Here is a 13389-nt window from a genome sequence, read left to right as displayed (position 1 = left end):
CCCTTTATTAAATTTATAATTTAGTTCTAAAGCAATAATTTTAAAGGTTTCTATATTTACAGAAACTCAAATTAACTTTCTAATATCTCAACAAACTTCGTAGATGCTAGTGAAAGTGGAACGCTCTTCAAATGACAAACACCAATACTTCTACTTGGAATTTCTTCTAAAGTATTAACTTCATATAACAAACCTTTTTCTAAATAATCCTTTGAGAACTCCTTTACTACACAAGCTATCCCTAAATTTATTTTCGCAAACTCTAGCAATAAATCAAAGGATCCAAGCTCAAATTCAGGTGAAATTTTAATCCCATTTGATAACATGAACTTTTCTACATACTTTCTTGAATTTGAACTAGGTTCTAGAAATATTAAAGGATACTTAACTAATTCCTCTAGAGAAATTTTTTTCTCTGATAAATCCTTATATTTTTCACCACAAACAAAAATGTCTCTAACTTCTCCACATGGTATTACTTCTAAAGATGGATCAGTAATTGGAAGGTTACAAATTGAAATATCAATCTCTCCTGATTTAATTAATGCACAAAGTTCTAGTGTGGTTCCATTTATAATTTTAAACTTTAGATTAGGATATTTATTGTGGAATATTTCTAAATATGGAAGTAAAAAATACTTGGATATAGTATCTCCTACTCCAATTTTCAACTCTCCTACAGTTAAATCTTTAAATTCTAATATTTTTTCTTCTCCTGCATTTATTAAATTAATTGCAGAATTTATATATTCAAATAAAAGACTTCCTTCATTAGTTAAGGACACCCCTTTTGTTGTTCTATTAAAAAGCCTAATATCTAATTCCCTTTCTAATTGCATTACAGCCTGACTTACCGCTGGTTGTGTCATATAAAGTTCCTTTGATGCTTTTGAAAAACTTCTACTTTTTGCTACTTGGCAAAATACTCTATATAAATCTAATTTAGTAACCATATAAGTGCTCCTTATATCATATATTCAATCTATTTATTTTACTTATATCATTTATTGGTGTATATTACAAGAGTATGAAATATTTGAAACGAATTTTTTAATTGATAGGAGAGATTGTTTTGGAAAGAGTTGTTGGTACAGTTGTTAGAGGTCTTCGTTGCCCAATCATTAAAGAAGGGGATAGCATTGAAGATATAGTTGTAGAAAGCGTACTTAAAGCTTCAGAAACTGAAGGTTTTACTATAAATGATAAGGATATAGTTACTGTAACTGAATCAATAGTTGCACGTGCTCAAGGTAATTATGCTTCCATAGATAATATTGCTACAGATATTAAAGCTAAATTTGGTGACGATACTATTGGTGTAATATTCCCAATATTAAGCCGTAACCGTTTTGCAATCTGCCTTCGTGGAATAGCAAAAGGAGCTAAAAAAATAGTATTAATGTTAAGTTACCCATCTGATGAAGTTGGAAACCACTTAGTTGATTTAGATATGTTAGATGATAAGGGAGTTAATCCTTGGACAGATGTTTTAACAGAACAAGAATTCCGTAATTTATTTGGATATAACAAACATCCTTTCACAGGTGTTGATTATATTGATTATTATAAATCTTTAGTAGAAGAATATGGTGTTGAGTGTGAAGTAATATTCTCAAACAATCCTAAAACTATCTTAAATTATACAAAGAGTGTTCTTACTTGTGATATACATACAAGATTCAGAACTAAGAAAATCCTAAAAGCAAATGGCGGAGAAAAAATTTATAGCCTTGATAATATCTTATGTGAATCTATTGATGGAAGTGGATGTAATGAAGCTTATGGATTATTAGGTTCAAATAAATCAACAGAAGAAACTATTAAGCTTTTCCCTCGTAACTGTCAACCAGTAGTTGATAATATACAAGCTATTCTTAAAGAAAAGACTGGAAAAAATGTTGAAGTTATGATTTATGGAGATGGAGCTTTCAAAGATCCAGTAGGTAAGATTTGGGAACTTGCTGATCCAGTTGTTTCACCAGCATATACATCAGGCTTAAATGGTACTCCAAACGAAATAAAATTAAAATATCTTGCTGATAATAACTTCGCTGACTTAAAGGGTGAAGAACTTAAAAATGCAATATCAGAATATATAAAGAATAAGGAATCAGATTTAGTTGGAGCTATGGAATCTCAAGGTACTACTCCAAGAAGACTTACTGACCTTATAGGTTCATTATCTGACTTAACATCAGGAAGTGGAGATAAGGGAACTCCAATTATATTCATCCAAGGTTATTTCGATAACTATACAAAGTAGAAGTATTTAAAAGTCATCTAATTTGCTTTAATGCCATTAGATGGCTTTTTTATTATGTATAAGTTTCTTTAATTTAATTACTATATCTTCTGTTACATTTCTAAGCTAGTACTTTTTAAGTATAAGTTTAATATAATGAATATAATAAATTTATATGAGGTTAAAAATGAATTTTAACGGATGGGATAATCTCGAAGACTTATTTAGAGCTTGTGGTTATACTAGCTCTTCTAACGATAACAATGATAATAATAATAATAATAATAATAATAATAATAATGGCTATGGATGTAATGACATACCAAATGGATTCCAAACTCTTCATCCAGAACTTTTCATAATTATAGGTGAAATACTTGGAAATATAGTAGCTGGAACCCTTCCTTTTAATGTACAAAATGCAATTGGAAACTGGCTACAATTAGTTGGTCAGGCTATTTTAACCTATAATGCTCAACAACAATATTTTCAAGCAGGTCCAGGTAGATATTATGAAGCTAGAAATTATAATATTGTTAACCCTTTTTGTAGTTCTTCTCCTCCAAGTACAGCTGCCTATACAGCAAACCCTAAAAATGTATCAAAAACATCAAAGACTTCTAACTCAAAAAGTAATTCAAATAGAATAGACGAATTAGAAAAACAAGTTGAAGAATTAACAAATGAAATAAATCAAATCAGAATATTGCTACAAAAAAAATAAGCTAGTAACTTATATGAAAATAGTTTCTAGCTTATTAAACTTAATTATTTTATTAAACACATATTTTCAAATCTTCATTAATTGTAATTATATCAGTTTGCCTAATTATCTTAACTGGGCATTTTTCAGCACACTTTCCACAGTTTGTACATTTACTATAATCTATTTTAGCAAGATTGTTTTCAACAGTTATAGCCTTACTTTCACATACTCTTGTACATAATGTACATCCTATGCACCCTGCATCACATACAGTCTTAACATCCTTGCCCCTATCATTAGACATACATTGTACTCTATAATCTGCACTATATGGAATTAACTCTATAAGACTATTCGGACATGTACTTACACACTTTCCACAAGCAACGCATTTTTCTTTATCTACTACCGCTATTCCATCAACTATATGAATAGCATCAAATAAACATTCTTTTACACAAGAACCATAACCCAAACAACCATAAGAGCATGCCTTATCTCCTCCCCCAGGAGCAATTACAGCCTTACGACAATCTTCTATTCCATAATAGTTATATTTTTTCTTAGTTTTATCACAAGTTCCACCACATCTTACAAAGGCTACTTGTTTTTCCTTTTCTTCTAAAGTAACTCCCATAACTTCACTTATTTTATTTGCCACATTAAGACCACCAACTGGACAGCTATTAATCTCAGCTTTTCCCGCTGCTATAGCACTAGCTAATCCATCACAGCCTGGATATCCACATCCTCCACAGTTGTTACCAGGAAGTAGTTCTCTAACCTGTAATTCTTTTTCATTTACTTCTACTTGTAACTTTTCTCCTGCAATTCCAAGAAGAATCCCTATAATAAGTGCAGTTCCACCTAAGACTGATGTTGCTATAATAATCTCTCCCATATTAAGTCCTCCTTATAATCCAGCAAAGCCCATAAAAGCAATTGCCATAAGACCTGCTGAAATTAATACTATTGGCATTCCTTTAAAGGATTCTGGTATATCATTATGTTCTATTCTTTCTCTTATTCCAGCAAGGATTAAAATTGCAACTAAGTATCCTACAGAAGTACCAAAGCCTGATATTATGCTAAAAATAAAACTTTGTAGGTTACTAGTATATTGAACTTGAACATTTGTAAGAGCAACTCCAAGTACAGCACAATTTGTAGTTATTAAAGGTAGGTATACTCCAAGAGCTTTATAAAGACTTGGAATGTATTTTTTTAGAACCATTTCAACTAACTGAACTAAGGCTGCAATTACTACTATAAATACTATAGTCTTCATATATTCAAGATTAAATTTTACAAGTATAAAATTATATATAAGATTTGTTACTGCTGAAGAAATAGTTATAACAAAGATAACTGCGCCTCCCATTCCAACTGCTGTTTCTGTCTTTTTGGAAACTCCTAAGAAGGAACAAAGACCTAAGAATTGACTAAGTAACACGTTGTTTATAAATATTGTAGTTATTAAAACTAAAATTAAATTTTGTATCATAATTATCTTCCTCCTTCATCAATTCCTTTAACTATTTCTATCTTTGGACTACAGCCTTGAACAGTACATCCACTGCAACCTGTGCTACAATGATCTAATGATGTATCTTTTTTATTACTAGCACTAGGTGCATTAAACTTATTTTGCAATGCTGTTAAAATTGCTATTACAAAGAAGGCTCCAGGAGCAAGTACAAATATTGATATTGGTTCATAAGAGCTTGGAAGCACTGTAAATCCAAATAGTTGTCCACTTCCTATTAATTCCCTTGCTGCACCAATAACTAAAAGTCCAACTGTAAAACCAAGTCCCATTCCAATCCCATCGAAAACAGATGATACAACATCATTTTTAGCAGCATAAGCTTCTGCTCTTCCAAGAATTATACAGTTAACAACTATAAGTGGAATATAAATACCAAGTGATTTATATAAACTTTCATAAAAATATGCTTCAAGTAACATTTCTACTACTGTAACAAAGGAAGCAACTATAACTATATAAGCAGGCATTCTAACCTTATCAGGGATTACCTTTCTAAGCATTGATATAAGCATATTAGACATTACAAGAACTGCTGTTGTTGCAAGACCCATTCCAATTCCATTAATAGCTGCTGTAGTTACCGCCATAGTAGGACACATACCAAGCATCATTACAAAAGTAGGATTTTCTTTAATTACTCCATTATAAATACGTTCTGTACATTTATTCATTTATTAAAAATCCCCCTTACCTAAAATATATTCTTGTGCATAGGTTAATGCTGAATTTACAGCTTCTGTTACTGCAGAAGTAGTAATGGTAGCTCCACTTATAGCATTTATCTCATCTTCAGATGATGCCCCTGCCTTAGTGTATTTTATTTCTTTAACATTTTTACCTGCAAATTGTGATTTAAATTCATCTTCCTTTGCCTTCATACCAAGGCCTACTGTTTCACTAATTGAAAGTATTTCAAAACCTTTAATTCTACCATCTTTATCAAGACCTAAAGAAATTTGAATATTTCCACCATACCCATTTGGAGAAGTAGCATTTATTATATAGCCTATAGCTTCATTATTTGCTTTTGCAATTAATGCTTCATCAACTTTAGTACCATTGAATCCCCTATCCTTTAGGAATTCTTCTGATGAATTACACTTTTCAGTTAATGTTTCATTTATATCAAAGGTTTCTGCTTCCTTAAACATTGCTCTATAAGCTTTATTTTTTTCTTCAGTTCTAGCATAGGCAATAGGTTCTAATGTAACTTTATTAACTGCTGCTAATATAAATCCTGCCACAACAGTTATAATTAAAAGTATTACTGTGTCTTTTATGATGGTACTTTTTTTATTAGACATTTACTCCTGCCTCCTTTCCAAAAGCCTTTGGAAGAGTATATTTTTCAATAAGAGGAACAAGAATATTAGATAATATAATAGCATAAGAAACTCCCTCTGCTGAACTTCCATAAACTCTAAAGACTGCTGTAATAAAGCCTAATAATACTCCAAATATGATTTTTCCTTTTGAAGTTATTGGACATGTAACATAATCTGTTGCCATAAAGAAGGCACCTAACATTAAGCCGCCACCAAAAACATTTCCTATAAGGTATTCTATGTTAAATCCTTTTCCACCTAAAAGATTCATTAATATGATAAATACAATAAAAGATCCTATATATGTCATAGGAATTTTAAGAGATATTATTCTTTTTCTAAGAAGATAAATTGCTCCTATTAATATGGCTATAACCGAAGTTTCTCCTATTGTTCCACCTGTTGTTCCAAGAAACATACTTAATAAGTTATAATCTCCTCCATTTTTAACTGCTGAAAGTATAGTTGCAGATGAAACTCCATCTACCATAGCATATCCATTTATAGATGCATGTCCATTCATTATAATTCCTTTAATTGTTCTATCTGCTGCAATTCCAAAGTCAGTCATAATCCTTGAAAAAGATATAAGTAAAAAACATCTTGCAGCTAAGGCAGGATTCATGAAATTTTGTCCAAGCCCCCCAAAAAGCTGCTTTACAATTATAATTGCAAAAACTCCACCTACTATTGGTACCCAAAAAGGAATAGTTGATGGCATATTATAAGCTAATAAAAGTCCAGTTACTAAAGCACTACAATCACTTATTGTAATCTTTTTATTCATTCTTTTTTGAAAGATATATTCAGTTATTATGCAAGTAGCAACACTTATTAATATTATTAATAAAGCATTTAACCCAAAGTTATATACTCCAAATAACCCTGCTGGTATTAATGCAATTGCAACATCAGCCATTATACTTTTAGTGCTTTCTTTACTTCTCACATGAGGTGATGCTGAAACATTATATAATTCACTCATTTTGATCTTCCTTTCCCCATAATTATTTTTGCTGCTTAAATTAAAATTCCATTTTATTTTTTTCTTCTACTATCTAAAACACTTTTTCTGCTTTGTTTAAAAGCTTGAGTAAGTCTTCTTTTAGCTGGACAAACATAAGTACAACTTCCACACTCATAACATTCCATACCATTAAGTGCTATAAATGATTCATTATCTAGACCATCTACATTTTCTATTATTTTTTGTGGGATTAGACTACTAGGACATACCTCTACACATCTTCCACAACGAATACAAGCGGTAGGCTCATTTTCTGCAACTTCATCTCTTGTAAAAGCCAAAAGTGCAGATGATGTTTTAGTAACTGGAATATCAAGACTAAATATTGCAGTTCCCATCATAGGACCTCCTGAAATAATCTTTTCAGGCCTTTCTTTAAAGCCACCAGCTTCCTCTACCAATTCAGAATAGCTTGTACCTATCTTAACCTGAAAGTTTCTAGGTTCATTAATAGCATCTCCTGTTACAGTTATTATTTTTCTCATAAGAGGTGTTGATTCACAAACAGCCATATAAATTGCAACTACAGTATCAACATTATCAACTACACATCCTGCATCTGCTGGAAGCATAGATGAATTAATTTTTCTTCCTGTAGTCGCGAAAATTAATTTACGTTCTGATCCTTGTGGATATTTGGTCTTAAGAACTGATACTGAAATATTTTTTTCACCTTCTACAGCCTTACGAAGAACCTTTATAGCATCTGGTTTATTATCTTCAATTGCAATTATGCCTTTAGCATTTGGGAATAAACTTAGAATTACCTTAAGTCCCCCAACAATTTTTTCTGGCATTTCAAGCATAACTCTATAATCTGAAGTTAAATAAGGCTCACACTCTACAGCATTTACTATTACGTAATCTATAGCATTATCATCTTTCGGAGTAAGCTTAACATGATTTGGAAATCCAGCTCCCCCTAATCCTACAATGCCAGCTTCTTTAACATAATTTCTTATTTCCTCTTTAGAAAGCTTTGTGTAATCTCTATATTTACCAATACCTTCTACAGCTTTGTATTCGTTATCATTTTCAATGACAATTGATATAGCTTTATTTCCTGAAACCGTAAGTCTTGGTTCAATAGCTTTTACTATTCCAGATACTGAAGATATGATATTTGCAGAAATAAACCCTGTAGCCTCCCCTATTTTTTGTCCTGCCAAAACTTTATCGCCTACAGATACTATTGGTTTTGCTGGTGCTCCTATATGCTGAGACATAGGATAAACTAAATTTCCTTTAGGCAAGATCTCCTTTATTTGTGTATTCTTAGACATGTCTTTACCATCTTTTGGATGAATTCCACCCTTAAATGTACCTAATTTCATAAACTCAACCCTTTACTGTTAATTTTTACTAATATTTAAATTATATTCCTTATATCTTAATATGATAATAACAAGCAAAATACTAGCCAATTTCTCAATTTCATTTTTGTATATAAATGTTATTTTTTTATAAATATCTATATATTATATCTATTTTTCTTTTAGTAAATTTTTTTTTTAAGAAAAGTTTATTATATTGATACATAATTTCTAATATGAGAACTTTCAAATTTAGGCGTATTCTTAATTTTAAATTTTTTTTATCATATCAATAATAATTTGATTTAATTTTATAAATATTAAAAATTTTCTAAATATAATAAGCTAATATCCATCCTATATGAATATTAGCTCTATAAATCTTATATTATTTTCAAAATATCTACTTGCTAATTCTAATAACTCATTATGATAAAACTTTAAATACTAAATTAGAAAAATACTTAGCTGCAACAATTAGTGCATCTTCATTCAAATCATAGGCTGGGTGATGCCAATCCTTTTCTCCATTAACACCCATCCAAATAAAAAATCCTGGTATTTTAGTTTGATATAAAGCAAAATCTTCTCCACCAGCACTTTCTTTTGCTTCTACCACATTATATCCTAATTCTATTGCAGCTTCAGCAACTACTTTTTTGTACTTTTTATCATTATATACCCCTGGCAAATATGGATACCATTTAAAATCTATTTTTGCTCCAGAAGCTTTTGCAATTCCATCTGCTTTTCTTCTCATTAAATCTGGAATACTCCTTCGAACATCTTTTTGAAAAGTTCTTACGGTACCTTCAAGTTCAACTTTTTCTGGTATTACATTCCATGTATTTCCTCCTTGAAATTTAGTTACACTTATAGCCGCATTACTAAAAGGACTTAAACTCCGACTTACAATGGTTTGTAACCCTGTAACAATTTCACTTGCTACTATAATAGGATCTATAGTTTTTTCTGGGATACCAGCATGTCCGCCAATCCCAATAACATCAATTTCAAACCTATCTACACTTGCCATAAGGGAACCTTCCTTTACTCCTATTGTACCAACAGGAAGATCTGGCTTATTATGCATTCCAAATATAGCTTCCACATTCTCAAGAGCTCCCGATTCAACAATAATATTAGCTCCCTTTGCATTTTCCTCTGCTGGCTGAAATATAATTCGAACTTTTCCATGTAATTTAGACTTATTTTCATTTATAAGAATAGCTGCTCCTAAGATTGCTGCAGTATGAAAATCATGTCCACATGCATGCATTACTCCAAAGTTTTTAGATGTAAAATCTAAATTAGTTCCCTCTACAATTGGAAGGGCATCAATATCAGCTCTTAAAGCAATAATTGGTCCTTCATATCCACCTTCAATTTCAGCTACAACGCCAACCTTTAAAGGTAAATCTAAAATTTTTATATTATAATCACTTAACCATCTTTTAATTCTCTTAGTAGTTTCATACTCCTTCATAGATAACTCTGGATTTTCATGTAGTTCACGTCTATATTTAATTAATGTATTAATTAATTCATTTTTATTTATCGATACTTCCATTTTCTGTCTCCTCTCTTGTTCTAAAGCTCCATATAACTTTTTATTATAAATTTTAACTATTAGAACTATATTTACTATTGCTTAATTTATACTATTCTCACCTACTATTAAAATTACCTTCTCTATTAAGGTTAAAACTAAAATATGGTATAAAAATAAGCTAGCAACCACCAATACATAGCTACTAGCTTTATAACTCTATTTTAATTTTGATAATTTATATCTTGATTTGTTAAATAAGGAAACAATTTAACTTCCCTTCCATTTAAATCTTCCTTATTCATATCAATAGCATTTATCCTATTATTATTGTAGGTCTTATAATAATAAATACCTTTTTCTTGATTCATACAAGAAGAATATAAAGTAAAGTCTTCTTTTCCTTCTGCTGTCATTGCTCCACCTTTTACCATAGCTACATAATCTAGCATATGTAAAAATTGACTAGTAGCACTTTCATCATCGACTTCTGGCATCCTAGACTTAATAAAAGCTATTCTTATAAATCTTGAAACTGAAGCAAAATCACCTGGAATTCCTCTAGTTCCAGCTCCTACTCCTAATGGCTTTAACTCTTGATTACACCATCTTGTTTCCCTTGGATGTTTTTCTGTAAGACCTATGTATTCATTTAAATTAGTTAAATGCCAATCAAAGGTTGGATTGTTAGCAAGTACTCCTACAGTATTATCATAAATTGCAAATTTATTCTTAGTTTTTTCTACAACTATTGATTTTCCAGTTTTATCAACTATCATCCAGTGAAGAGTTGGAACAGGATAATTTTCATTTAATGGTACATCTACTAACTCTATATTATTAATAGCTTCTTTAACTTCATCTACTGTTTCATGATTAAATAAAACCCAAAGTATAAAGTCATAAGGTGCAATATTTACTTTTCCTTCCACTGGTTCTTTTTCATAATAAGCATATCCTGCAAAATTTAATCCTGCACAAGCTAACCCCTTTTCGTTCATTCCATCAGCCATGGCTGCATGATTATCTATAACACTTCCCATACCAATAATAGCGTATTTTCCACCAGTCATACTTTCTGTTACTTTGTTTTCATACCTATAATTTCTTGGAATAACTATAACAGATTGATTAAAGTTATACTCTAAGTCCATATTTCTTCCAAAAAAGTTATTACCATTATTTGATTTAATACTTAATGCTGTGCACATATTATCACCTACTTTTATAATTTTTTACTTTTTCTTATATTATATTAGTTTACTTATTGTATGTAAAAATGCAAATTAAATACTTTTATACTTTCCTATATATAAAAATAAGTGGAGTATTCAAAAACTCCACTATAAATCTATCTATACTTTATATTAACAAATACATTTTCTTATAAACATTTTTGCATTATAAATATCCTTATCATCGGGATGCTTACTAGCTTCTTCATGATTTTTTAGTTGCTCTTTAACATGCTCATCCCCTTGATTATTTTTTAGCATTTCTTTATATCTTTCAGTTAACTTTTCATTTATTTTTCCTTGGCATAGAAAATGTCCTAATATCTTATTATTTTCTGGTACTAACTCTTCTATTCTCTTCTTTATACTATCATAATAAGGACCATTTTCCTTTGCTCCTAAAGTACCAAATAATATTATATTTTTATTATTAACTTTTTCTAATATTTCTTTTATTTTATCATCGCAAATTCCTTTATTTACCCAGTATCCTACTGCAATGAAATCATAATTTTCAATATTAAAGTCTTCATTAGATTTATAAATATCCTTTTCAATATTAATTTCTTCATACATTGCTTCTGCAATTTTTTTAGTGTTTCCTGTTAATGATGAATATACTACTAATGCTTTCATAACTTATATCTCCTTTTAATCTATTATATTTTTAAAAGCTTTTTTAAATAAACTTCTTAATAATTCTACTTCTTCATTAGAAAAATCTTTTAAAAACCTTTCTTCCCACTTTGGAAATAAATCTACCATTTCTTCCATAACTAACTTACACTTTTCAGTTGGATATACATTAAAAGATTTTTTATCATCCTCATTTACTTGCTTTTCAACATAATCAAAACTAATAAGTTTTTGAATTGCTCTAGTTGTATGAGATTTATCTACATTCATAAATTTACTTATTTCATTTAATTTGCTTCCTGGCTTTTTATAGATGTAAATTAAATAATAATATAATCCATTTGTTAAGTTATATTCCTTAAGCTTTTCTTCACAATAACTTTGAAAATCTTTATAAAATAAACATATATATTGAGATATATTTGATTTTTCAAATATACTTTTATTATTAAACATACTTCACTTCCTTTCTTTATCATAAAAGTGATACTATAATTTTTGTTATTCTATTACATTTTCTTTAAATAATAAATTAATAGTTGACTATATCAACTATTATATTACTTTTGTTGATATAGTCAACTAAAAAATATTAATTTTATATAAAAAAATAGGTAAGCTATTTATATACATAATAACTTACCTATTTCTCGATTATATTTTCTTTGGTTTTGGTGTTATATTACCTAATATAACATTAGTGTTAGCACCTGTTGCACTTGGGATATTAGAAGGATTTCCATGTATTGTTTCATTTCCTAAAATAGCAAAAGCAATTGCTTCTTTAGCATCAGAAGAATATCCTACATCCTCCTGAGTTAATACTTCTATTCCATCTAATCCATTTTTAATAAATTCTATTAAAGTTTTATTGTGTGCTCCGCCACCACCAATTATAACTTTTCTTAAATTTGTTTTTGGTATTATATGCTTCTTATAACTGTATATTATTGATTCAGCTGTAAATGCTGTTAATGTCGCTATTATATCCTCTTTTGGTAAATCTGAATATTCTTCTAATAATAAACATACATAATCCTCACCAAATTCTTCTCTTCCAGTTGATTTAGGAGGAACTAAACTAATATATGGATGAGACATTAGTTTATCTAGCATTTTCTTATTAACTTTTCCTCTACTAGCTATTTGACCACCTTTATCATATTTAACTCCAAATAACCTTTGACAAGCTTCATCTATCATCATGTTTCCAGGTCCTGTATCAAAAGCATATATTTTTCTCATATCTTTTTTTCCCGGAATTACTGTTACATTTCCAATACCACCTATATTTTGAAGTGCTATATCTTCCCCTCTTCCTCCATATAAAATAAATTCACTATATGGAACTAAAGGAGCACCTTCTCCACCTGCAGCAATATCCATAGTTCTAAAATTAGAAACTACTTTTACATTGTTTTCAAAAGCTATTATAGATGGTTCTCCAATTTGAAGTGTTGAAGGGATGTAAGTACCTATAGACTTTGGGATATGATAAACAGTTTGCCCATGTGTAGCTACAAACTCTAACTCTTCTGTTTTTATGTTAGCTTCTTTACAAATACTTTTAACAGCATCACTAAATAAATAACCTAATTTAAAGTTTAAACTACATATTAATGCTGATGATGATTCATTTTGTAGACATGCTTTTTTTATCTCTTCTTTTATACTTTCTGGTATTTCATAAGTATTAAAAGCTATAACTTCAACCTTAGTATCTAAACCTGTTCCTATTATATCAACTAAAACTGCATCAACTCCATCTAATGATGTTCCTGACATTAAACCTACACTATACATAAAC

The 13389-nt window shown here is 29.7% G+C and carries 14 protein-coding genes; 2 read left to right on the top strand and 12 right to left on the bottom strand.

Features of this window, described 5'->3' with window-relative positions:
* Window positions 1-71 precede the first annotated feature (71 nt).
* A complete protein-coding gene (locus BN6774_RS06070; protein WP_066891308.1) occupies window positions 72-953 on the bottom strand; it encodes a LysR family transcriptional regulator in 882 nt (293 codons plus the stop codon).
* A gap of 119 nt (window positions 954-1072) precedes the next feature.
* Here BN6774_RS06070 and BN6774_RS06065 point away from each other — a divergent pair, with 119 nt between their 5' ends.
* Window positions 1073-2263: a coenzyme F420-0:L-glutamate ligase gene (locus tag BN6774_RS06065; protein WP_066891306.1), complete on the top strand. Its 1191-nt coding sequence runs from the start codon at window positions 1073-1075 to the stop codon at window positions 2261-2263.
* A 166-nt stretch (window positions 2264-2429) separates the two neighbouring features.
* Window positions 2430-2966: a hypothetical protein gene (locus BN6774_RS06060; RefSeq protein WP_066891303.1), complete on the top strand. Its 537-nt coding sequence runs from the start codon at window positions 2430-2432 to the stop codon at window positions 2964-2966.
* Window positions 2967-3018: 52 nt separating this feature from the next.
* Here the strand turns inward: BN6774_RS06060 and BN6774_RS06055 are convergent, their stop codons facing one another.
* The 11 genes from BN6774_RS06055 to anmK all read right to left on the bottom strand — a co-directional run bounded on the left by BN6774_RS06055 (window position 3019) and on the right by anmK (window position 13385).
* A complete protein-coding gene (locus BN6774_RS06055) occupies window positions 3019-3849 on the bottom strand; it encodes an RnfABCDGE type electron transport complex subunit B (protein ID WP_066891301.1) in 831 nt (276 codons plus the stop codon).
* Window positions 3850-3861: 12 nt separating this feature from the next.
* Window positions 3862-4452, bottom strand: a complete 591-nt coding sequence (locus BN6774_RS06050; RefSeq protein WP_374111497.1) for an electron transport complex protein RnfA — start codon at window positions 4450-4452, stop codon at window positions 3862-3864.
* Between the two features lie 2 nt (window positions 4453-4454).
* Window positions 4455-5168, bottom strand: coding sequence for an electron transport complex subunit RsxE (gene rsxE, locus BN6774_RS06045; protein WP_066891299.1), 714 nt, complete (start codon window positions 5166-5168; stop codon window positions 4455-4457).
* A gap of 3 nt (window positions 5169-5171) precedes the next feature.
* Complete coding sequence (locus BN6774_RS06040; RefSeq protein WP_066891297.1) at window positions 5172-5801, bottom strand: RnfABCDGE type electron transport complex subunit G; 630 nt, start codon at window positions 5799-5801, stop codon at window positions 5172-5174.
* On the bottom strand, window positions 5794-6807 hold the full coding sequence (locus BN6774_RS06035; RefSeq protein WP_066891295.1) for an RnfABCDGE type electron transport complex subunit D: 1014 nt from the start codon (window positions 6805-6807) through the stop codon (window positions 5794-5796). Before BN6774_RS06035 ends, BN6774_RS06040 begins: the two co-directional genes overlap by 8 nt.
* Window positions 6808-6860: 53 nt before the next feature.
* Window positions 6861-8183 (bottom strand): electron transport complex subunit RsxC, encoded by a 1323-nt coding sequence (gene rsxC, locus BN6774_RS06030; protein ID WP_066891293.1) that lies wholly within the window; start codon window positions 8181-8183, stop codon window positions 6861-6863.
* Window positions 8184-8589: 406 nt separating this feature from the next.
* Window positions 8590-9732 carry an amidohydrolase gene (locus BN6774_RS06025; protein WP_066891291.1) on the bottom strand — a complete coding sequence of 381 codons (1143 nt, stop codon included), beginning with the start codon at window positions 9730-9732 and terminating at the stop codon, window positions 8590-8592.
* A 203-nt stretch (window positions 9733-9935) separates the two neighbouring features.
* Window positions 9936-10922 (bottom strand): choloylglycine hydrolase, encoded by a 987-nt coding sequence (bsh, locus tag BN6774_RS06020; protein ID WP_066891289.1) that lies wholly within the window; start codon window positions 10920-10922, stop codon window positions 9936-9938.
* Between the two features lie 156 nt (window positions 10923-11078).
* The gene (gene bilS / locus BN6774_RS06015; protein ID WP_066891287.1) at window positions 11079-11582 is read right to left on the bottom strand and encodes a flavodoxin family protein BilS; all 504 of its coding nucleotides are present in this window, start codon (window positions 11580-11582) and stop codon (window positions 11079-11081) included.
* A 15-nt stretch (window positions 11583-11597) separates the two neighbouring features.
* On the bottom strand, window positions 11598-12038 hold the full coding sequence (bilQ, locus tag BN6774_RS06010; protein ID WP_066891285.1) for a bilirubin utilization transcriptional regulator BilQ: 441 nt from the start codon (window positions 12036-12038) through the stop codon (window positions 11598-11600).
* 198 nt (window positions 12039-12236) lie between these two features.
* Window positions 12237-13385 (bottom strand): anhydro-N-acetylmuramic acid kinase AnmK, encoded by a 1149-nt coding sequence (gene anmK, locus BN6774_RS06005; RefSeq protein ID WP_066891283.1) that lies wholly within the window; start codon window positions 13383-13385, stop codon window positions 12237-12239.
* Window positions 13386-13389 lie beyond the last annotated feature (4 nt).

Origin of the sequence: Clostridium nigeriense, from assembly GCF_900086595.1 — a bacterium.
In the GTDB taxonomy this organism is placed as follows: Bacteria; Bacillota; Clostridia; order Clostridiales; family Clostridiaceae; genus Clostridium; species Clostridium nigeriense.
This window is presented reverse-complemented; position numbering and strand designations above follow the sequence as displayed.

Excerpts from the sequence above, each read along its gene's own strand:
- BN6774_RS06040 (WP_066891297.1), bottom strand. The coding sequence starts at position 5,801 with ATGTCTAATAAAAAAAGTACCATCATAAAAGACACAGTAATACTTTTA.
- bilS (WP_066891287.1), bottom strand. The coding sequence starts at position 11,582 with ATGAAAGCATTAGTAGTATATTCATCATTAACAGGAAACACTAAAAAA.
- BN6774_RS06050 (WP_374111497.1), bottom strand. The coding sequence starts at position 4,452 with ATGATACAAAATTTAATTTTAGTTTTAATAACTACAATATTTATAAAC.
- rsxC (WP_066891293.1), bottom strand. The coding sequence starts at position 8,183 with ATGAAATTAGGTACATTTAAGGGTGGAATTCATCCAAAAGATGGTAAA.
- bsh (WP_066891289.1), bottom strand. The coding sequence starts at position 10,922 with ATGTGCACAGCATTAAGTATTAAATCAAATAATGGTAATAACTTTTTT.
- bilQ (WP_066891285.1), bottom strand. The coding sequence starts at position 12,038 with ATGTTTAATAATAAAAGTATATTTGAAAAATCAAATATATCTCAATAT.
- BN6774_RS06035 (WP_066891295.1), bottom strand. The coding sequence starts at position 6,807 with ATGAGTGAATTATATAATGTTTCAGCATCACCTCATGTGAGAAGTAAA.
- BN6774_RS06060 (WP_066891303.1), top strand. The coding sequence starts at position 2,430 with ATGAATTTTAACGGATGGGATAATCTCGAAGACTTATTTAGAGCTTGT.
- BN6774_RS06055 (WP_066891301.1), bottom strand. The coding sequence starts at position 3,849 with ATGGGAGAGATTATTATAGCAACATCAGTCTTAGGTGGAACTGCACTT.
- BN6774_RS06070 (WP_066891308.1), bottom strand. The coding sequence starts at position 953 with ATGGTTACTAAATTAGATTTATATAGAGTATTTTGCCAAGTAGCAAAA.
- BN6774_RS06025 (WP_066891291.1), bottom strand. The coding sequence starts at position 9,732 with ATGGAAGTATCGATAAATAAAAATGAATTAATTAATACATTAATTAAA.
- anmK (WP_066891283.1), bottom strand. The coding sequence starts at position 13,385 with ATGTATAGTGTAGGTTTAATGTCAGGAACATCATTAGATGGAGTTGAT.
- rsxE (WP_066891299.1), bottom strand. The coding sequence starts at position 5,168 with ATGAATAAATGTACAGAACGTATTTATAATGGAGTAATTAAAGAAAAT.